General features: G+C 42.3%; 19 protein-coding genes. 5 read left to right on the plus strand and 14 right to left on the minus strand.

Annotated elements, in window-relative coordinates:
* Nucleotides 1-71 precede the first annotated feature (71 nt).
* The 11 genes from ABD734_RS00840 to ABD734_RS00890 form a co-directional block, all read right to left on the minus strand.
* Complete coding sequence (locus ABD734_RS00840) at nucleotides 72-1,625, minus strand: BCCT family transporter (RefSeq protein ID WP_344700726.1); 1,554 nt, start codon at nucleotides 1,623-1,625, stop codon at nucleotides 72-74.
* A gap of 101 nt (nucleotides 1,626-1,726) precedes the next feature.
* Nucleotides 1,727-3,241, minus strand: a complete 1,515-nt coding sequence (locus tag ABD734_RS00845; RefSeq protein ID WP_344700727.1) for an ABC transporter permease/substrate-binding protein — start codon at nucleotides 3,239-3,241, stop codon at nucleotides 1,727-1,729.
* On the minus strand, nucleotides 3,241-4,191 hold the full coding sequence (locus ABD734_RS00850; RefSeq protein WP_344700728.1) for an ABC transporter ATP-binding protein: 951 nt from the start codon (nucleotides 4,189-4,191) through the stop codon (nucleotides 3,241-3,243). Before ABD734_RS00850 ends, ABD734_RS00845 begins: the two co-directional genes overlap by 1 nt.
* A gap of 51 nt (nucleotides 4,192-4,242) precedes the next feature.
* Nucleotides 4,243-4,791, minus strand: a complete 549-nt coding sequence (locus tag ABD734_RS00855) for a DUF488 domain-containing protein (protein WP_344700729.1) — start codon at nucleotides 4,789-4,791, stop codon at nucleotides 4,243-4,245.
* 69 nt (nucleotides 4,792-4,860) lie between these two features.
* The gene (locus tag ABD734_RS00860; protein ID WP_344700730.1) at nucleotides 4,861-5,475 is read right to left on the minus strand and encodes a helical membrane plugin domain-containing protein; all 615 of its coding nucleotides are present in this window, start codon (nucleotides 5,473-5,475) and stop codon (nucleotides 4,861-4,863) included.
* A complete protein-coding gene (gene fdhF, locus ABD734_RS00865; protein ID WP_344700731.1) occupies nucleotides 5,475-8,423 on the minus strand; it encodes a formate dehydrogenase subunit alpha in 2,949 nt (982 codons plus the stop codon). Before fdhF ends, ABD734_RS00860 begins: the two co-directional genes overlap by 1 nt.
* A 485-nt stretch (nucleotides 8,424-8,908) precedes the next feature.
* The gene (locus ABD734_RS00870; RefSeq protein WP_344700732.1) at nucleotides 8,909-9,403 is read right to left on the minus strand and encodes a CHAP domain-containing protein; all 495 of its coding nucleotides are present in this window, start codon (nucleotides 9,401-9,403) and stop codon (nucleotides 8,909-8,911) included.
* Between the two features lie 100 nt (nucleotides 9,404-9,503).
* A complete protein-coding gene (locus ABD734_RS00875) occupies nucleotides 9,504-9,854 on the minus strand; it encodes a hypothetical protein (protein WP_344700733.1) in 351 nt (116 codons plus the stop codon).
* Between the two features lie 80 nt (nucleotides 9,855-9,934).
* Nucleotides 9,935-11,866 (minus strand): fructose-1,6-bisphosphatase, encoded by a 1,932-nt coding sequence (locus ABD734_RS00880; protein WP_344700744.1) that lies wholly within the window; start codon nucleotides 11,864-11,866, stop codon nucleotides 9,935-9,937.
* 385 nt (nucleotides 11,867-12,251) lie between these two features.
* A complete protein-coding gene (locus ABD734_RS00885; RefSeq protein WP_344700734.1) occupies nucleotides 12,252-13,202 on the minus strand; it encodes a TDT family transporter in 951 nt (316 codons plus the stop codon).
* Between the two features lie 132 nt (nucleotides 13,203-13,334).
* Complete coding sequence (locus ABD734_RS00890; RefSeq protein ID WP_344700735.1) at nucleotides 13,335-13,769, minus strand: antibiotic biosynthesis monooxygenase family protein; 435 nt, start codon at nucleotides 13,767-13,769, stop codon at nucleotides 13,335-13,337.
* 187 nt (nucleotides 13,770-13,956) lie between these two features.
* On the opposite strand from ABD734_RS00890, the gene ABD734_RS00895 reads away from it, so the two are divergent.
* Nucleotides 13,957-14,280, plus strand: coding sequence for an antibiotic biosynthesis monooxygenase (locus ABD734_RS00895; protein ID WP_344700736.1), 324 nt, complete (start codon nucleotides 13,957-13,959; stop codon nucleotides 14,278-14,280).
* Between the two features lie 91 nt (nucleotides 14,281-14,371).
* Here ABD734_RS00895 and ABD734_RS00900 read toward each other — a convergent pair whose 3' ends face one another.
* Together ABD734_RS00900 and ABD734_RS00905 are read right to left on the minus strand one after the other, a co-directional pair.
* Complete coding sequence (locus tag ABD734_RS00900) at nucleotides 14,372-15,367, minus strand: NADP-dependent oxidoreductase (protein ID WP_344700737.1); 996 nt, start codon at nucleotides 15,365-15,367, stop codon at nucleotides 14,372-14,374.
* A gap of 108 nt (nucleotides 15,368-15,475) precedes the next feature.
* Complete coding sequence (locus tag ABD734_RS00905; protein ID WP_344700738.1) at nucleotides 15,476-15,694, minus strand: heavy-metal-associated domain-containing protein; 219 nt, start codon at nucleotides 15,692-15,694, stop codon at nucleotides 15,476-15,478.
* 250 nt (nucleotides 15,695-15,944) lie between these two features.
* On the opposite strand from ABD734_RS00905, the gene ABD734_RS00910 reads away from it, so the two are divergent.
* The gene (locus ABD734_RS00910) at nucleotides 15,945-16,481 is read left to right on the plus strand and encodes a class I SAM-dependent methyltransferase (protein ID WP_344700739.1); all 537 of its coding nucleotides are present in this window, start codon (nucleotides 15,945-15,947) and stop codon (nucleotides 16,479-16,481) included.
* Nucleotides 16,482-16,505: 24 nt separating this feature from the next.
* On the opposite strand, the gene ABD734_RS00915 is transcribed toward ABD734_RS00910, so the two are convergent.
* Nucleotides 16,506-17,045 carry a recombinase family protein gene (locus ABD734_RS00915; RefSeq protein ID WP_344700740.1) on the minus strand — a complete coding sequence of 180 codons (540 nt, stop codon included), beginning with the start codon at nucleotides 17,043-17,045 and terminating at the stop codon, nucleotides 16,506-16,508.
* 112 nt (nucleotides 17,046-17,157) lie between these two features.
* On the opposite strand from ABD734_RS00915, the gene ABD734_RS00920 reads away from it, so the two are divergent.
* From ABD734_RS00920 to ABD734_RS00930, 3 genes are all read left to right on the plus strand, one after another.
* A complete protein-coding gene (locus ABD734_RS00920) occupies nucleotides 17,158-18,618 on the plus strand; it encodes a SulP family inorganic anion transporter (RefSeq protein WP_344700741.1) in 1,461 nt (486 codons plus the stop codon).
* A 3-nt stretch (nucleotides 18,619-18,621) separates the two neighbouring features.
* Nucleotides 18,622-19,035, plus strand: coding sequence for a universal stress protein (locus ABD734_RS00925; protein ID WP_344700742.1), 414 nt, complete (start codon nucleotides 18,622-18,624; stop codon nucleotides 19,033-19,035).
* A gap of 115 nt (nucleotides 19,036-19,150) precedes the next feature.
* Nucleotides 19,151-20,962, plus strand: a complete 1,812-nt coding sequence (locus ABD734_RS00930) for a cation:proton antiporter (RefSeq protein ID WP_344700743.1) — start codon at nucleotides 19,151-19,153, stop codon at nucleotides 20,960-20,962.
* Nucleotides 20,963-21,092 lie beyond the last annotated feature (130 nt).

Consider the following 21,092-nt stretch of genomic DNA (forward strand, 5'->3'; position numbering starts at 1 on the left):
CTGACTTAGGAGGGGGTTTTATGATAAATTCTGTGTGGTTTTTGTGTTTGGGTTGATGGCGGCATTTATAATTAATCTTCTTCTTTTGATCCAACCTTCAAATCTTTGGCTTCAAATACTTTAGTCCTAGCCGGATAACGGGGATGATCTTCCTTTAATGACCGGAACAGTGACCACATCATAAAGATGATGACAAGTGAAAATGGTAGTGCCGCGATAATCAGTAGGTTTTGTATACCTTGTGTGCCGCCCGTGTAGATCATGATGAGGGCGAAGGCGGATAAGGTGATGCCCCAGATGATCTTGACTATGCCACTTGGAAAATTATTTCCATTTGTCGTCAACATCCCGATCACGTATGTCGCCGAGTCGGCAGATGTGATAAAGAATACCGCGATGACGATAAGGGTAAGCAGACTCAACAGGAAACCTAAAGGATAATTCTCAAACATTGCAAACGTCGCAGTTTCCGTTGCGAATCCTGAAATATCCGCTATGCCATTCTCCTGCAGATTGATTGCCGAACCTCCAAATACCGCAAAGAATATGAAGCATACGAGTGTCGGAGCAAATAAAACGCCCAATATGAATTCTTTGATGGTCCGCCCTTTCGACACACGGGCGATGAAGATACCGACAAATGGAGCCCAGGAAATCCACCATGCCCAGTAGAAAACGGTCCAATTTTCAAGCCATGCAAATGCATCACTGTCATTCATGGGCAGTCTCAAGCTCATATCGAAGAATCCGGAAATATAATTCCCAAGAGAATTGGTAAACATATTAAGGACATAAAGTGTAGGGCCAACAAGGAAAAGGCCGATCAGTACTACCACTGCAATGACCATATTGAAATTGCTCAACATTTTAATCCCCTTATCGATCCCAGACCAGGTCGACCATGTGAAGAGCAGAGTCGCTACGGCTATGATGAGGAATTGGACAAGAAAATTAGCGGGAATCCCAAACAGGAAGTTGAATCCCTGATTGATCTGTAAGGCGCCAAAACCGAGGGTTGCAGCTACTCCCGTCACTGTAGCGATTACAGCAAGCACATCCAGGAAGGTGCCTAGGGCACCCTGCATCAATTTTTTCCCAAACAAAGGCGTTAACGTGGCGCTTACGAGGCCTTTATAGCCTTTGTGAAAATTAAAGTAGGCAAACACAAGTGCCACTATGCCATACACCGCCCATGCGTGTATGCCCCAGTGGAAGAAGGAGAACTGCATAGCCTGATCAATGGCTTGCTGCGACCCGGGGGATGCAATAGGTGATGAAGAAAAAGCATGGCTGATTGGTTCGGCTGTGGTCCAGAAAACTAGCCCTATGCCCATTCCGGCACTGAAGAGCATCGCAAACCATGAATGGAGGGAAAATTCAGGTTCTTCTCCTTCCTTACCAAGGGTGATGTTGCTGAATCTGGAAAAAAGAAGATAGATACAGACAAAAAGTATGGCCAATACCAACAGCAGATAGTACCAGCTGAAATTTGTGGATATGAGTGATGTTACATACTGCGTAGATGACTCCAGTCTCTTAGGTACGGCTGCTCCCACTGCCACGAAGAGGATACAGATGGCTAAAGCCCACCAAAATACTGAACTAATTGATTTTTTATCATTCAATTCAACCACTCCTATATATGAAAGAATATGATGTTTCCCGGGAAATGCCCATGGAGGTTGGAATGCCTGCTGATCTATCAGCAGGCATTCCAATCACATGGCTATTCTACCAAGTTGGCTTTAACAAGATAATCTTTTGCAACGCGGTAAGGGTCTTCATTTTCAACCGCAACTCTATAGTTCATCTCCTGCATTTCTTCGTTCGATATTTTACCTGCCAACTTGTTCAATGGTTCTACTATTTCGGGATGCTCCTCCAAATAGGCCTCCTTGAAAAGAGGTGCACCTTGGTAAGGGGGGAATACATTCTGGTCATCCTCCAGGATTACCATCCCGAATTGTCTGAGTTCAGCATCAGTTGAATATGCATCGACAAGATTGATGTCACCACTCTCCACCGCCTGGTACCTCAGGCTCGGTTCCATTGTGCGTACATTGTTGAAGTCGAGGTCATACGTTTCTTTTATGGCTGGATAGCCATCTGTCCTGTCGCTGAATTCAAGTGTGAAACCAGGTTTTATCTCATCTTCTATACTTCTTAGGTCCCCTATCGTTTCAAGATCATTCTCTTCTGCAAACTCTTCCTTTACGGCAAGTGTATAGGTATTATTGTATTCCATCGGTTTAAGAAGCGTCATATCAAATTCATCCTCCAGGCTGGATTTGGCCTGTTCATAGACAGCTTCTTCTTCTTTGGAGTCAAGCTCTTCCTTAGTCAACTCGCCAAGGACTGTCCCTGTAAACTCAAGATAGCCGTCAATGTCATCGGATTTCAAGGCACTGAATAGGAAAGAAGTCTTACCGAGTCCATCTTCGACTTTAACTGCATAGTCTGTTTCTTCTTCAATAAGTATTTTATACATATTTGTGATGATGGAAGGCTCTGTTCCAAGTTTTCCGGCGATGGTCACTGTTTCTTCCTTTTGGGAGAAGAGCGGCCCTACTGAGATCAGCAACATGGCCAGAAGTATTGCACCGAGCGTAATGGTTATTTTCTTATAGGATAGATTCTGGATTATCCGAAGCGCAACATCAAAGAATATCGCAAGCAATGCTGCAGGAATAGCACCGAGTATAATCAGGGAAGTGTTGTTGCGGTCGATCCCGAGTAATATCAAGTCCCCGAGACCGCCAGCCCCGATTAACGCCGCGAGTGTCGCTGTTCCAATGATAAGTACCATGGCTGTACGTATACCAGCCATTATGACAGGCATTGCAATGGGAAGTTCAACCTTTGTCAGACGTCTCATTGGCTTCATGCCTATCCCGCTCGCTGCTTCAACCAAGGAATCATCCACTTCATCGATGCCCGTAAATGTGTTTCTGAGTATTGGCAGCAATGCGTATATGACGAGGGCAATCACTGCCGGCACTTTACCAATGCCAAACAAAGGTATCATCAAGCCGAGCAGTGCGAGAGAAGGTATCGTCTGCAAGACAGCTGCAGTATTGATGACTGCTTCCGATAGCTTTTTTGTTTTCGTAAGTGCGATGCCAAGTGGTACTCCTATAAGGACTGCAATAAGTAAAGCGATGAATGAAATCTGGATATGTTCTATCAAAGTGGTGAGGAGTTCGCCTTTTCTATTGCTGAAAGTTTCGAAAAAAGTACTCATTAGCGCTCCTCCTTGCTGCTAGACATGTACCTGAAAACATCTTTGGGACGGATCCGCTTCCTGCCCTGGTCAGTAAGGACGATTACACTGTCATTTTCCGACAAGCGATCAAATGCATCACGAAGAGAAGCATTGCCTGAAAGTTCAGGAACACCGATATTTTCCTCCCCATCTAATGGGGGTATTTCTTTAGCCAATTCGCCTAAAGCCACTTGTTGCATACGATAATTATCCAGGTCGCCAATGAATTCCCTGACGAAATCATTGGCAGGTTGTGACATGAATTCGTCAGGAGTGCCGATTTGTTCAACTCTACCTTCCCGCAGCAAACAGATTCTGTCACCAAGTTTCAAAGCTTCCTGAATATCGTGTGTGACAAACACAATGGTTTTTTTAATCTTTTTCTGAAGGTCTACAAGATCATCCTGGAGTTTTTCCCGACTGATCGGATCAAGTGCGCTGAATGGTTCATCCATGAGGATGACAGGCGGATCTGCTGCAAGAGCCCGGACGACCCCCACCCGCTGCTGCTGACCCCCGGATAGTTCACCCGGATAGCGATTTTTAAACTGTTTGGGTTCAAGTCCGACCATATTCATCAGCTCGTCTATCCGGGCGTCAATCTCCTTGGTGGACCACTTCTTCATCTGTGGTACCTGAGCTATATTTTCTTTGATGGTCATGTGCGGGAACAATGCAATCTGCTGTAGGACATAACCGATATCCCACCGCATTTCATAGATCGGATATTCACTGATTGGATTATCCTTGAAATAGATATATCCATTTGATAAGGAAATAAGCCGGTTGATCATCTTCAAGGTGGTGGTTTTGCCACAACCTGAGGGACCAATCAGCACAAAGGTCTCGCCTTCTTCAATATTGAAACTTACATCGTCGACCGCTAACTTGTCGCCGTACCGCTTGGTAACATTTTCAAATTTGATCATAGAGTCTCTCCTAGTTAAATGACTTATTAGGTATGTGAATGGATAGGAAGGTCAGGTCTCGGCAGGATAGACGACTGTACCATCTTCTTCAATAATGGGCATGGCGCCCCACTTCCCGAGCTCGTGTTCAACAACCTGGGGGGCGTCCTTGTCATAGATCAGATGGTGCACATCCCAACCGTTTGCTGCCATCCAATTGCTGATTATAAGACGATGACAGCGTGCAGGGTGCCTTTCAGAACACATGCAGGCTACTTTATAGTCATCAGCTATGGCTTTGATTTCCTGCATTCCCTCCATAAATTCATCCGTCAAAGTGTAATCGGCGTAATTATGGAACGATTGATTGTGCCATCCATCGTTCAGGTTACTCCCTACTACGGAGGATGTGCTTTTTCTACCACCGAGAAGCGGGTGATGACGATAGGTTATATGTGAGTCTTCAAGCCATTCGCTCATTTGTTCTATATCAAAATGAGGGTGTTTACGGCTATGAGGAAATGCTCGTATATCAGCAATATAATCAATCTTTTCATAAGCGAGCAGTTTTAGGAATTCGGTTTGGCTATTTGTGGAATGCCCCACTGTATAAACGTCCATAACAGCCACTCCTCCAGTTTAACATTCTTGATTCATTAGAAGTCCCCTGGCAATAAGCAGGGGACTTTGTTAATTTTTAAATTTTAAAAGCAATGGCACACTTACAGCAGCGGCACCTAATACTAGTGGGTACCATTTCATGGATGAATTTGATCTGCTTGTGCGCGTGCTTCTTTTGCTGGAATCGGTGACAGAATTCTCTTTTTTCGTAGTTTCCTCCTGCCCCAGTCCTTTTAATATCTGCAGTGCCATATTGAGTCCTGCCACGACTTCCGGATCTTTCAATGCGGCGAAGAGCTCCCTGTAGCCGGAAGATCGATTACTTTTGTCATATTTGGCAGCCTGGGCAATGCCATTATTCAATTTATGGGCAACGGGCTCCAGACTATCCATATCGAGGCTACTGAGAAGTTCAAAAAGTAACAGCAGGTTATGGATTGAATGAGGCGCCCTGGAACCGTCCAAGGCCGTAACAAGCCGAGTGACGATTTTACTGCTTTGACCAAGCGAGGCATTTGCGATATTGAAAAATTCACGCTCACGCATTTTTTCCATCATCTCAAGAACATCGTTCAATGAGTCTTTATGTTCTATAAACAACTCTTCGATTTCGTGCAATGCCTTATCATGCTCAACTTCCGGGTCGACTTTCATTTTATGGATGACTTTTGTCGCTTTAGCCATTATTTATTCGACCTTCTTTCCTTTACGATATCACCTGGGAAGATATAGTCATCCCGTGCCCACTTCTCCTCGACGCGTACCCCTATCTGAGGCTGAGGATTCCCATTACGGTGGTTGATTCTAGGCATTGGGCTTTCCCCTTTCGGTTCGAGAACTTCCATTTTAACGGAGACTTCCTTATAGGCAGGGGTATCCGTATCTTTATCGGAATGGGAACTGGTCAAGTAGTTTATCGCTCCTTCACCATTGGTGTTCATCGGCAGGTAAAGTTGATTGCCGAACACCCGGTCTGTAACGATGCAGCTTACTTTGACGCTACCGTAAGGCGAGGTCAATCTGACTACTGTACCATCTTCCAGATTACGTTCCCTGGCAAGTTCATGTGAAACTTCCAAGAATACTTTCGGAGTTTTTCTGGTGATGCCTTCAGATTTATAGGTCATATTCCCTTCGTGGAAGTGCTCGAGTATACGGCCATTGTTGACATGTAGATCATAATCTTCACCAAATTCCACTGGCTTTGTCCAATCGACCGGCCACAGGCGGGCTTTGCCGTCAGGGAATGGGAACTTGTCTTCGAATAGAAGAGGAGTATCAGTACCATCTGCATCTACAGGCCACTGCAGACTATCATATCCTTCAAGTCGGTCATAACTGACACCTGCAAACATCGGTGTTAATGAAGCTGCCTCATCCATGATTTCTGAAGGATGGCCATAATCCCAATCAGCTCCCATACGGTTGGCGATTTCGACGATGATCTGCCAATCTGGTTTAGAATCTCCGAGTGGATCCAAAACTTTATAGAGGCGCTGGAAACGTCTCTCTGTATTGACAAAAGTTCCATCCTTCTCAAGGCTCGGACTGGCAGGGAGAACGACATCGGCGTATTCACATGTTTTTGAGAAGAATATATCCTGAACTACGAAGAAATCGAGTTTTTCAAAAGCTGAATGTACATAGTTGATATTAGAATCAACGATGCCCATATCTTCCCCTTTCAGATACAAAACATCTAATCTGCCATCATGCATGGCATCAACCATTTCATGGTTGTTCAAGCCAGGTTCCTTAGGTATGTCAGTACCCCAGCTCTTCTCAAAGCGGCCTCTTACTTCATCATCACTAACAAACTGGTACCCTGGGAAACGGTCCGGCATGCTGCCGAAGTCACTTGCTCCCTGAACATTATTGTGTCCACGCAGAGGATATGCTCCGGCACCTGGTTTCATATAGTTGCCTGTAACGAGCAATAGGTTCGATATCGCTGTACTTGTATCACTGCCCCCACCATGTTGTGTGACACCCATGGCCCAAAGTATGGAAGTGGTTTTGGCCTGGTGGATGGAGGTGGCTATCTCAATCAGTTCATCTTTCGACATTCCTGTGGTTTCGGAAGCATAATCCAGTGTGTATTTATCTAGACTCCTGATGTACTCTTCGACATCGTTGACATGCTCACTCAAGAAGGTTTCGTCATGCCACCCCTGATCGATGATATATTTCGTGACAGCAGATAGCCATACTAAGTCACTGCCAGGTGCGGGTCTGACAAACAAATCCGCGCGATCTGCCATTTCATGTTTGCGCAAGTCTGCGACAATCACTTTTTGGCCATAGAGTTTCTGGGCACGCTTGACACGTGTTGCGAGTACAGGATGTGATTCTGCCGTGTTGGACCCGATTGTAATGACAAGTTCAGCTTGACCGATGTCCGTTATGCTACCGGAGTCCCCACCGTATCCGACCGTACGCCATAGACCCATAGTAGCCGGAGATTGGCAATATCTGGAACAATTGTCGATATTATTTGTACCGATGACACCTCGTCCTAATTTCTGCATTAAATAGGATTCTTCATTCGTACATTTTGAGGAAGAGATGAATGCCAACGCATCTGGTCCCTTCTTACTCATTGTTTCTTTGAATTTACTTTCTATAAGGTCAAGCGCCTCTTCCCATTCTGCTTCGCGGAAGGCATCGCCTTCTCTTATCAGTGGTTTTTTCAGACGTTCTTCACTATTGACGTAATCCCATCCAAACTTCCCTTTAACACACGTGGAGATACCGTTAGCAGGGGCCTCTTCCTGAGGTTCTATTTTTAATATCTCGCGGCCTTTCGTCCAGACATCGAAAGAACAGCCGACTCCGCAGTAGGTACATACGGTTTTTGTCTTTTCGATTCTTTCTTCGCGCATCTGGGCTTCCATATCTGAAAGGGTCATCAAAGAGCCATAACCAGTTTCTACATCTTTAGTGATGTTGACCATTGGTCTGAATGATTCTTGAGCCATTCCGGTCAGGAAGCCGGCCTCTCCTTCCATACCAGTCTCCATCATAGCGTTACAAGGACATACCGTCGCACAATGTCCGCAGTTTACACACGATGATTCATCTATCGTCGTATCATTGTCCCATATGACTCTTGGTTTTTCGAGAGTCCAGTCAATCAGGAGTGTTTCGTTGACCTGGAGGTCTTGGCACGCCTCCACACAGCGTCCACATAGAATACACTGGTCAGGATCATAGCGATAGAATGCATTTCGATTGATTTCCGCCCCTTTTGTTTCATGGGGAGTATCCTGGTGTTCGATTCTCATCTCTTTTACTGTATTATGTATCTCACAGTTCCCGTTGTTGAAATCACACACTGTACAATAGAGCTCGTGATTACCGAGTATGCGGTCCATCGCGATAAGTTGCGCTTCATGAACATCATCGCCAAGTGTTTCCACTACATCTCCAGGCTGTAATTCTGTGGAACACGACCGTACAAACTCTCCATTGACTTTTATGATGCATGTATCACATGTTTCAATCGCACCAAGGCTTGGATGGTAACAGAGGTTAGGTGGTTCCAGGTTAGTATTTTTCAAATGATCCAATGCTGTAGTATTTTCTTCGATCGATTGTGTACTGCCGTTTAAAGAAACATCGAATGGCTGCATGATAAGATTCCCCCTTATTAGACAGATTTATAGAGTATTTCCCTTATGAAAACGAATCCAAACATTTTTACAAGCCTTTATATAGAAAAAGACTTTTCAGGATGTGAATAGCATAAGAGTTGCTTATCATTCTACTATTAATGTAAATAAATAGAAAGTTCGAAATTGACAACGAAATTAAGGGGAGCAGACCAGCCAGGATACTTAATGATAAGGAAGTGTCGGAGTTCGGTGATCTGGGAATCAAGGGAGATGATGCGGAAAAGTTGAAGCGGGTTTAAATAAAGGAGTCAAATTTATAACGCCATCTATTGAATAGCAATAAGGTAACGGGACAGAAATGCTTAAAACACTATTAAATAAACGTTCTCAAATAATAAATAATGTCATGCATTATAAATTTAAGTAATGCATGGCGTTATAAATACAGGAAATGAGATATATTGCTAAATATTTTGCTGCCTGTTGCCAGAGAAATAAAATTCCTATGTTCCAATACTTTTCGGACGAGGATTTTCTTTGGGATGGATATAGGAATACTGGTCGACTTTTTCGGAAGGTATAAGTCTTTCTGTTATTTCATAAGGGGTATTGTAGTTCATTTCAAAAATGACGAGTGAACCATCTTCTTTTACCGATTCTATATAAGCGACATGTCCCAGTTCCCCACGTTCCGTTTGTAGCACGGCCCCAGGAGCGGGTTTTTGGTCTACATTATAATCATCATCGGTTGCATTCGAAGCCCACAACTCAGCATCATGCCAGTCCACCCCTATCATATTGCCGTCTTTTTTAATTTCTTCAAATACATAAAAGGTGCATTCTCCTTTCTCGTAAGCGTTGTACGCCATAGGATCAGGAAGGATTATGTATTCTATATTAGCCCACAATCCATCTTCCATCTGTTTGTCTACATAATAAAGACCAATTGCGAGCGAGGTTATGGCGATGGCTGTAAACCATTTTTTCACGTGGAACATCTCCCTATAATTAATGGTGTTTGGTGGTCTAAATCAAGTACTTAGAAGTGCAGTTATTTTAAAAAAGCAGCTGATGGCAGCTGCTTTCCTATCTATTCATTCACTTTTTACTGAATGTTTCAATTAGACTCAATAAGCTGAGCGATGCCCATTTAAGAGCATTCTTGCTACCTTCGAATCCATGTCCTGCTTTAAGGTGCTTAAATACCGCAACAACTAAGACGCCACTGATCATCAGCGAACCGATACGATTAAATGATTTGCCAAGGAATGACGCAAACAGGAATAGTGAACCGATTGCTTCGAGATAACCCGCAACCTTCATCTGGTCTGGGGTAACATTAAATTCTTTTTCGAAATCCTCGCCCATTTGACCTTCATTTTCTATTTTTGCCAGGCCGCCTTCAATGACATTTTTGCCTATGTAGGCATTTAATAAATACTGTATCATTAACAACATCTCCTTTCATAATCTATAGTTTCTCAGACTGGATGAATAATGTCACTAAATGTGCTTACTTAATGTAAGTACTAACGGATATACCGATACGACATCAGCTTTTGTAACATATCAATCTCTTCCTGCAGTCGTATGCCGATATTTGTATCCTTTATTTTTTTTCTCTCAACTTCCTCATCAACGACTCGCCTGACGGAAAGTGCATCTGCTCCATGCTTCAGCACATTTTCTTTGGAATTGAAGTGCTGATGAGCCACTAGCTGCATGCCATATGAGTTGAATAGGAGGGTATAGCCAGCTATGCCGGTCGTTTTCTGGTAAGCTTTCGAAAAACCTCCATCGATGACGATCATTTTCCCATTGGCCTTAATTGGATTTTCTCCATCTCTTTCTTTAATAGGTGTGTGCCCATTGATGATATGTCCGCTAACAGGGTCCAAATCAAATTCTTCAAGCATTTTTTGGCACATCTCCACATCTTCCCTCAAGTGATAATAGGGGTTCTTCTCTTCTTTATGGGAGCTTTTGTCAGCGATGAAATACCGTTCAAACGTTGTCATTGCACGTTTTCCGAACAAGGAAGAATATTTTCCTGTCCATAGATACCAAACAAGGTCGGTGGCAAGATCATCCGTCTGTTCGATATTGGAGAATGATTTGCGTAGATAGTATTCAAATTTATCAAGTAGCTCCCGTCCTTTATAGACAGATCCATCTATTTCCATGGCTTCCATATCGCCGTTTTCATCAACCGGAATACATCCATGTATAAGCAAATTGCCATTGTACTTAAGGTAGAGGTTCCCTTTTTTCATAAGAAAATTCATATGCCGTTTTAACTTTTCAGATTGTTGTAAGGATAGTAGCAGTTTATCAATGACTTCCGCCTCTTCTTCAAGAAGTCGGGTCGGATCATCAGGGTCGACTGTAGAGAAGCAGGTATGCTGCAGAGAATAAGTTTTCCCATAAACTGTTATTTTTTGATTGTCGTAATCCACTTTTTCAAGTACCAGGCGCTCGTCCATATCAAAATACGGACGACGTTTTATTATGGGGGCCTCCAGTTTGAATTGTATCATCGCGATGGCTTGATGGATTTTAGTAATCTGTAGCTTTTCCTGTTCCGGAAGGGCAATGTCGGAGTGCTGTTTTGGATGGAACTGGGGATTATCATCATAATATTTCTCAGCCAAATTCAAAAGAGGCCGTAAGTTTATACCGTAGGCATCTTCAATGATATCCAGGTTATCATAGCGGGCACAGATGCGGATGATGTTGGCAAGGCACACTTTAGAACCTGCGTAGGCACCAATCCACAATACGTCGTGGTTGCCCCACTGGATATCGAGTGAATGGTAATCAATGAGCGTATCCATTATCTTATCGGGCTCCGGACCACGATCATATATATCGCCTACAACGTGGAGGTGGTCTACGACTAGGCGTTGAGTAGTATAGGAGAGACCGGTTATGAGTTTCTCTGCTTGTCCAAGCGCAATGATTTTATCTACGATGGTTTCATAATAAGATTTTTTGTTTGTATCTTCATCACTTTTGTAAAGTAGCTCTTCAATGATATAGACAAACTGTTTTGGGAGAGCTTTTCTAAGTTTAGAACGTGTATATTTCGAAGAGGCATATGAAATCAATTCAATCATATGATGTATTTTGGTTCTATGCCATTCATTTAATGCTTGTTTTGAAGCCATCTGATCCTTGACCAGCTTTAATTTTTCTTCAGGATAGTAGACGAGGGCTGCAAAATCACTTATTTCATTTTCAGTCATGCGGTGTTTGAAGACATCGTGGATCTTAACGCGTACGTTACCTGACCCATTCCTTAATACATGCTGAAATGCTTGAAATTCACCATGGAGGTCGCTGACAAAGTGCTCAGTTCCTTTTGGAAGATCCAGTATTGATTCAAGATTGATGATTTCGGTCACTACTTTTTCTTCGCTATCGAACTTGTCGGAGAGAAGGTCCAAGTATCGGGAAGTCATGTCTCTTCCCTTACCTGCCCCCTCATTGAAACCGTTACCAATAGAATTCGCCATTAAATACACTCCCATTTGTACGTTATATCCCCATTATACTTTAAATGACCATTTTCATAAATCGAATTTAAATAATTATATACAGATCATTTCCATGGAGAGTCTGTCCAAAAGTGGATTCAACTCATATGAGCAATGGTGTTATAGACATTGTTTTTAAAATACCAAAACATTACGGGAGTGTATAACGCTATAATAACGTCGATATATCTATATATGTTCAAAAGGGGGTTAATCAAAATTGATCCTTCAGCCATTTATAATTAAAAAAGAAATGAAAAAAGGCCTATATAGGCCTCTTTTTATGGTAAGTATACGAATAACCCGTTCATTAATTATAGGAATTTCTATCGTTACCATAGCATTGGAAGATAAAAATCGAATAGCGCACCAACACATAATTTACGATGACTACAGCTAAAGCCAATTCGAAGATCGAAGCGAATTTCAGTACTTCATTAGCTAGCTCCTTATCATCAACCAGTTGAAAGACTTTGATGATCGAGGTGGCTGAGATGACTACAGGGAACGTGAGGGCAGCATAGCTTGGATGAAATTTATACTGCATGATTTTAGGCAACATGAAAATAATGAAAAAATATAGTAGTTGCGATAGAGCGAGCAGTATATAGACGATACTCTCCGATGGTTGGTCTATAACAGATAGATAACCGGTCAAACATAATGATCCCGGGGCAGCAATAATGGCGATTAGCGGCAAAGTCGATTTTGTAGCCTCTCTTTTAACCAATTGGCTTATGACGATCGGCAAAAGTACAAGATAGAAGGCAAGCGCAAACCAAATGATGATTCGTCCAAATTCTGGACCGAAATTGCTTGATGTGGCTGGAATGACCCCGATACCTACAAACGTAACAAACCACCCTGGATTAATGTATTCCGACCTTATGTTTCTGGGTGCAAGGAAGTATAAAGTGAAGAACCCCATAAGGCTGAAGTGAAGTATTATAGCAATCCACCATATGAGCAATATAATCGAATCATGCACGGTAAAGCGGCTTAGTGTATGACAGAGCATCATCATGGACATGGGGAAGGTTGGAGAAATGGCTGCAACGATCGGGTTATTCAATGTTTTTAAAGTTTCTTTACCTGTAATGGTGATCTTTAGGAAAAATAAAAACATCATCAGTATCCCAATTACGGTGAAAGTCCATCCAATCCTGTCATAGTGTATTGAGAAAAAAAGATGGCCGAGCGATACTAAGCCAAGTATCAATCCACTTATGGAGACGGGGATTTGGGTAAGGAAATGTTTCATATCATGGCACTTCTTTTCTAATTTAATGATGAGGCGCAGTGTAAATGAACACAATGATATATTGTAACTAATCGACCGATGATTATCAATCTGAAAATTTTGCTCAAATATAAAGAGCGTAGAGTCCAATTTCTAATTTTGTATATGGAAACGTATATTGAAAGAGTGCTTCCGTGCCACCACTTCACGATCGAGTCCAGAAGAAGTGCCTCTTTTTTTATGGGTTTTCTGATACTGGCTCGATTCCTGCCAATTATGAAAATCCTGAGCGCTATCCCATAATGTCAGAATGACATAATAAGGGCCAGACTCACCTTTCATAACACGGAGTGCTTTAAAGCCTGTCACAGTAGCAAGGTTCGATTGACGATTCAAAAAGCGTGCTTCAAAAGCTTTTTCCATACCAGTATTGATATAGACATTATTCAAGACGCAAAATCCTTTTGTTTCCAAAGACCCTTTACTTTCAATTATTGAGTAGCTTTTTTCTTCAGAATTATTTCGTATTGTCGCCTTTTCTTCTCCTACTGAAACCTGATAGTTATTCTCTACATCTGTGAGAATCATATTGTCACCTCTTCGTTTGATTAGTTAGACACAGATATGACTGTTCCATATTGAGAATAGTAGATTAATCTGCATCATTTCTAGAAAGCGTATCATTTCTGTGGAAGGCTTATCCTGTCACGCATCATTCCATTCATGATATATTAAGTATACAATATATTATCTTTAAGGAGGCTTATTCGATTAAATGATTAAAGTAGTCAACGAGATACGTATTGAAAAAGGAAGAGTTGAAGAGGTAGCCAAACGTTTTTCCACGGCAAAGTCTGTCCATACTTTTGATGGTTTTGTACTGATGGAAGTTCTAATCAAAGAAGACACGGAAGACTATGATGTAATTGAGGTGTGTACAACTTGGGAAGATCATGAAAGCTTCGAAGTGTGGAGGCAGGATCGCGCCACAAGAAAAGCGCATGAATCGAGTGATTCCAAATCGAAAGAGGAAAATAATCCGATTCTAGGGGCAGAGCTTTCAATCTATGAAGTTTATGTACAGCATCGGCCGGAATAGCTTTAAACCTTATAATAAAATCATTATCGAAATGACAATGACGATACAAAAAAACGCCCATAAAATGGACGTTTTTTTGTATCGCAATGCATTATATCTTAACTACCTGCTTACCTAGGTTCTTACCTTCAAAAAGGTTATTGAACGCTTTTGGCAGATTTTCGAATCCTTCTTCAACGCTTACTTCTGTGTGGATCTTGCCGTCCTTTACCCACTCAGCAAGTGTTTGTCCGGCTTCTTGGAAATCATTGGAATAGTTACCGACTACAAAGCCCTGCATCAAAGCTTGGTTTTTAATGAGTATAGGCTGGATACGTGGACCGACATCCTGTTCAACGTCATTATAGTTTGAAATTGTGCCGCACACCGGGATACGTGAGAAAGTATTCAGGTGCTTGAACACAGCATCTGAGATTTTGCCACCGACATTTTCGAAATAGACATCGACTCCATTAGGTACAGCTTCTTCGAGGGATTTTTCGAAGTCATCCGATTTATAATCGACCGCAGCATCGAAACCGAGTGTATCCTTCAAATAAGCCACTTTTTCTTTACCGCCAGCAATACCAACGACTTTGGCACCTTTTATTTTAGCGATCTGGCCGACTACGGAACCTACTGCACCTGAAGCCGCAGAGACTACGACTGTTTCACCGGATTGCGGCTGTCCGATCTTCAGAAGACCATGATAAGCAGTCTGTCCTGTCATCCCCAGCGTGCTTAGATAAAGGTGTAGGGGAACATTAGCATCCTGCACTTTTTGGATATTATCCGTTGTAATGGTGATATAACGCTGCCAAGGCATTATGCCGACTACGTAGTCGCCTTCAGCAAAACCTTCTGCTTTCGAAGCAAGGACTTCACCGACTACATGGCCATGCAAAGGTTGATCGACCTCAAACGGTGCGACATAGGATTCTGCATCAGACATGCGTCCCCTCATATAAGGGTCGACAGATATATAAAGTGGTTTGATCATGACCTCATTATCTGATGGGTCTTTTTTAGATATCTCTTCCAACCGGAAAGTATTATCGTCTGGCGTGCCCTTTGGGCGGTTTGCAAGTACAAATTGCTCATTTTTCACTATAATTGCCTCCGTTCAAAATGAATTACATATTCATTTTAACTGGCGGATACTGAGACGGCAAAGAATCTGATTGAATAAGAAAATCCCCCGTTAGGGAGATTTAATCTAGCTTGATTTAACATTATGAACTTCGTAGCCCAACCTTTCTACAACATTTCTTATCTCATCGGGAGTAATTTTACTTTCGTCATGTTCAACTTTGACTTTACTTGAATTGAACAGTACTTTTGCGACTTCAACTCCATCTCTTTTGGATAGGTTGCCTTCAATTTTTTTAATGCAGCTTGGACAGGTGAACGTTTCTGTCTTCAGATTGGTTTTCACTTGATCTCTCCTCCTGTTAAGTTTGTATTCTTATCTTCTATCTATAGTATATAGGTAGAGCACAAAATAAAAATTGACGAGCGTCAACTAATGCGAAGAGTTCAATTTCAAGAAATTGATTTGGAATGATATGCTCGTATGTATATTCAGATATTGGAGGGGAATGGTTTGAACAATTGGGATAAGAAGTTTGATGAAGAACACTATATCTATGGCATAGAGCCGAACGAATGGTTAAAAGAAAACATTTATGAGAAGGGGAATCTGGAAGAAGGGGAATCTGGAGGTTGCCTTACTTGCTGAAGGAGAAGGACGCAATGCGGTGTATTTGGCGAAATTAGGCCACAAGACCGCAACATATGACTACTCCAAAGTCGGATTAGCTAAAACTGTCCGGTTGGCAGAGTCAGAAGGTGTCGACCTAGAGACCCATCTGCAGGTCCTCACAGTGGCGGATGCCCTTCCTAAAAATTTCTATGACCTCGCAGTCAATATATTTGGACATGTGCCCTCAGAAGGAAAGGAGAATATGCTTAAAAACCTTATAGACTGTGTGAAACCAGGTGGGAAAGTCATATTCGAATTCTATTCGAAGCGACAATTGGAGTTCCAGACCGGTGGACCGAAGAGAAGTGATATGCTTTATGACCTTAAGGAATTGGAAAAAGAGTTTTCATATTACGACATAGAGATCATTTCTCTCGACGAAAAGATCGTGGAACGTCACGAAGGGACCATGCATCGGGGTAGAAGCGCTGTTATCCAAGGCTATCTTAAGAAAAAATGAAGGGGTGGCTTAGCGAACCCTTACCTAAAGATCGAGATGGCGATATAGTGTCGCCCTACTGATATTTGTTTCGCTCTTTATTTCGTTCAAGGTATATTTTTTCGACATATACATTTCCAAAGCCCTTTTCATATTGTCATCATTTCTTTTGGGTCTTCCCGAAGGTTTGCCTTTGGACGCTGCCGCTGACACCCCGATACGTGTCCTGAACTTGACGACATCACTTTGAAATTCAGATAAAAGGTGGAGTGTATCCCGAAAGTTATACGTGGAGTGCCCGTTAATCTCCAATGATTTATTAAGGATGATGATGGATGCTTTTTTCTCTTCGATGATATCTACAAGGTCCACCAGCTGTTTTGTGGAATCGGCAAGTATGAATAAATCAGTGGTATATACATAATCTCCACTTTGAAGTCTGGAAAACAAATGATCTAACTGTGTGCGTTTTTTGTTTTTGGCGTGCTGCTCCTCGAATATTTCATCTGCATGCTTTTCTAACTTTCTTTTCTGTTCAATCTTCGAGTCGTTAAGTCCAACATCTCTGATATAACCATAGATCATGCCCGACCCTCCTTATCTCTATAAAGCGGTCATAATTCCAAAAAGGGGTATACTTATGAAACTTTGATGATTATAATAAGCTCTATAGAATTATAAAATAGGAGCGTAGAAAATGATAGAGGCATTAAAGAAAGAATGGCTGACCGACCCCAAAACCAACATTCTGGCGGGGATACTGGTGGCGCTTGCTCTTATTCCTGAAGCGATCGCATTTTCCATCATTGCCGGAGTCGATCCGATGGTTGGGTTATATGCTTCATTCATAATAGCAGTATCAATATCAATATTAGGCGGTCGTCCCGCGATGATCTCTGCCGCCACCGGTGCAGTAGCGTTACTTGTTGTGCCGCTTGTGAGTGAGTATGGCGTAGAGTATCTATTGGCTGCAACACTGCTGATGGGAGTGATCCAACTGGTACTTGGCATCCTGAAGATTGGTAAGCTGATGAAGTTCATTCCGAAATCCGTTATGCTCGGGTTTGTCAATGCGCTTGCCATTATGATCTTCATGTCTCAGATTGAACATATTTTTGGTATCTCAATATCGACATATGTCTATGTTGGTGTCACCCTGCTGATCATCTATGGTGTGCCCAGGTTTTTCAAGGCGATACCAGCACCACTTATCGCCATCATTGTGCTGACCGCCGTCTACCTCTTTATGGGGGCTGACTTGAGGACTGTTGGAGACTTGGGAGCTATAGAACGTTCTCTACCAAATTTCATCATACCTGACGTGCCTTACACGATGGAAACGTTAAGGATCATTCTACCATTTTCCATATCAATGGCTATCGTCGGATTGGTTGAAAGCCTGCTGACTGCAAAAATTGTCGATGATGCTACAGATTCCTACAGCAGTAAGAATAGGGAATCCCGCGGACAGGGTATATCAAATATCATTGCAGGTTTCTTTGGAGGCATGGGTGGTTGTGCCATGATAGGACAGTCAATAATTAATGTGAAATCAGGTGCAACTACCCGCCTCTCGACTTTTACAGCGGGAATGGTGCTCATCTTCCTTATAATCGTCCTTGGAGATCTGGTCGTTCAGATACCTATGCCGATTTTGGCAGGGATAATGGTGATGGTGGCAATAGGTACGTTCGATTGGGGCTCTTTCCAGTATGTCGTAAAAGCGCCACGGACTGACGCCCTTGTGATGATTGTGACAGTCGTGATTGTCCTTTTCACCAGTAACTTGGCAATGGGTGTGGTTGCAGGAGTGGTATTGAGTGCATTGTTCTTTGCAACTAAGATCTCCAACATCACCGTAGATCGTTCAGAATCAGGGAACCAAGTAAACTATCGTTTCAATGGGCAGATATTCTTTGCTTCAGTTGATACAATGATGAACCAACTCGATTTGGATGACCATGATAAAATAATAGAACTTGATTTCACTTCAGCACACATATGGGACGACTCTGGTGTAGATGCTGTAGATACGATGATAACAAGGCTTAAACGAAGAAATAATCAAGTGCGCATCAAAAACTTGAACAAAGACAGCCGGAAAATCATTAATGAACTAAGTATGATAAATAAAGAAGAGCTTAATATGGGGGGATAAAACATGTATAAATCCATTCTGTTGGCAGCTGATGGCTCAGATAATAGCTACCGGGCTGCTAAGGAAATCAGTAAATTCCATTTCGAAGGTACAGTGGTTACCATTCTTAATGTCATAGCCTATAGCGACTCAAAAACAGATGTGCTCCATGGGTCCAATAATAGGAGTCTGGAACGTGAGCGCCTGGCAAAGATATCAAATATCACAGAGTACTTCGAAGCGGAAAATATCGCCTATGAAGTACTATTCGAGCATGGCGAACCTAAAGAGACTGTGGTGAAAGTGGCAAATTCAGGGGATTATGACGTAGTTGTCCTCGGAACCCGGGGACTCAATAGTCTTCAAGAAATGATGCTCGGCAGTGTCAGCCACAAAGTGGCCAAACGCGCACAGATTCCTGTCATCATCGTTAAGTAGGGAAGATGTATAAAAGCGCAGAATCAAAATAGGATTCTGCGCTTTTATTTACATTTTAATACTGAATTTTTACGCTTAATGATATAGTCTTAAGGAAACAGGAAGGGTGAGCAGAATGAATATAGAGATACCACTCATGCTCATTGTCGCCCTATTCATCACACTTGGCATTGCGAGTCAATGGATTGCAGCAATGATCAAATGGCCGGCAATAGTAGTAATGTCCATAGTAGGTCTCCTTGTAGGTCCGATATTTCAGATAGTAAACCCTCAGGAAATGATGGGCAGCGAGCTTTTTGGAACAATTGTTTCTCTAGCGGTTGCAATAATCCTTTTCGAGGGCAGCAGCAATCTGGATTACCGTGAATTGAGAGGAGTATCCAAAGCTATAGCAAGGATCATCACAGTTGGTGCTGTGCTCGCATGGCTACTCGGTGCGATGGCCATGTACTTTATATTGAACTTCCCATTATCGATATCATTTGTACTTGCAGGCCTCTTCATTGTGACCGGCCCTACGGTCATCCAGCCGTTGCTTAAGCAGGCTAAGGTTAAAGACTCGGTGAACTCCATACTTAAGTGGGAGAGTATCATCCTCGACCCTGTAGGACCGATGTTGGCGCTATTTGCATTCTATGTCTTTCAGATTTTAGGACAGGACTTCGGTCTTGAGTATTTTCTCGAATATATTATTGGGTTCAGCGTAGCATTTGCTCTTGGTTTTGGAGCATCCTATCTGTTTATATGGATGATTCAAGGCGATTTCATACCACAAAATTTGATGGCACCCATCCAGTTTGTATTTATCCTGCTGCTATTCAGCCTGAGTGATGCTGTACTGCATGAATCAGGGTTATTATCAGTGACGATATTTGGGCTGGTGATGGCGCGACTCAAAAACTACAGTCTTATTTATAAGCAATCGAATCATTTTATCGATGAGATGACGCTGATTCTTGTTTCTACGGTCTTCATTCTAATTACTTCTTCTTTGACACGTGAAGTTTTAAGTGAGGTGCTGAGCTGGGAGTTGGTGCTGTTCTGTCTCGTCATGATTATAATTGTAAGACCTGCCTATATTTTATTATCTACAATAAACACTGAGATATCATTTAAGGAAAGTGCATTCATATCATTTGTGGCACCAAGAGGTATCGTTGCACTGGCAGTTGCCGAATTCTTCTCAGGGCTATTCAACGATCAGAATGTACCAATGGCGGAATATATCGCGCCTGTTACATTTGGCTTCGTTTTTGTGACGGTCGTCTTCTATGGCTTCAGTTTTAAGCCGCTGAGTAAATTATTAAAGCTGTCGAGCATAGAACCACCGGGTATCATAATTATCGGTGAGAACCGTTTCTCCCTTAAACTTGCTTCAAAATTACAGGAACATGAGATTCCAGTAATGGTATCCGATCTTTTGAATTCGGACGCAAAACGTGCTAAAGAACTAGGCTTGGAAACTTTTGACGGTAACCTGCTGTCTGAAGATGAACGCATACAGGCCGACCTTACCCCTTATGAACAGTGTCTATTGATGACACGCTCCTATACATTCAACCATTTGGCATTTAATGAGCTGTCCCAGGAGTTTGGCTTGAAGAATGTTAAGATGTTCCCTTATCCGATCGATCATGAAGAGATGCGGAATCGGGTCGAGCAAGTTATCAGACATCATATTCTATTTGATGAATATTTTACGTATTATTGGTTCAATCAATTCATAGACGAATATGAGATTACAGAATTGGACCCTTCAGAAGTGGAAACAATTGCTGAAGATGACATCATCCTGTATTATATCGATTCTGCAAAAAATGTGACATTCAAGACGATTACTGAAGATTTGTCCTATGGAGACGAAGGTGTAGTAGGCGTATTGAAAGGTGCTCATACTTTTAAGGAAGAAAAAAAGAACGGAGGATAAGTCTAGACTAACCTAATTATTTGAGACAATATAAAACACCTTCGAAATGGTACAATGTTCATCAAGTACTGAATCGGAGGTGTTTTTGCATGGGCAAAAACGTATATTCAAGTGAGACCAAGTGGGCAGT

It is taken from the genome of Salinicoccus jeotgali (genome assembly GCF_039538805.1).
Taxonomy (GTDB): Bacteria; Bacillota; Bacilli; order Staphylococcales; family Salinicoccaceae; genus Salinicoccus; species Salinicoccus jeotgali.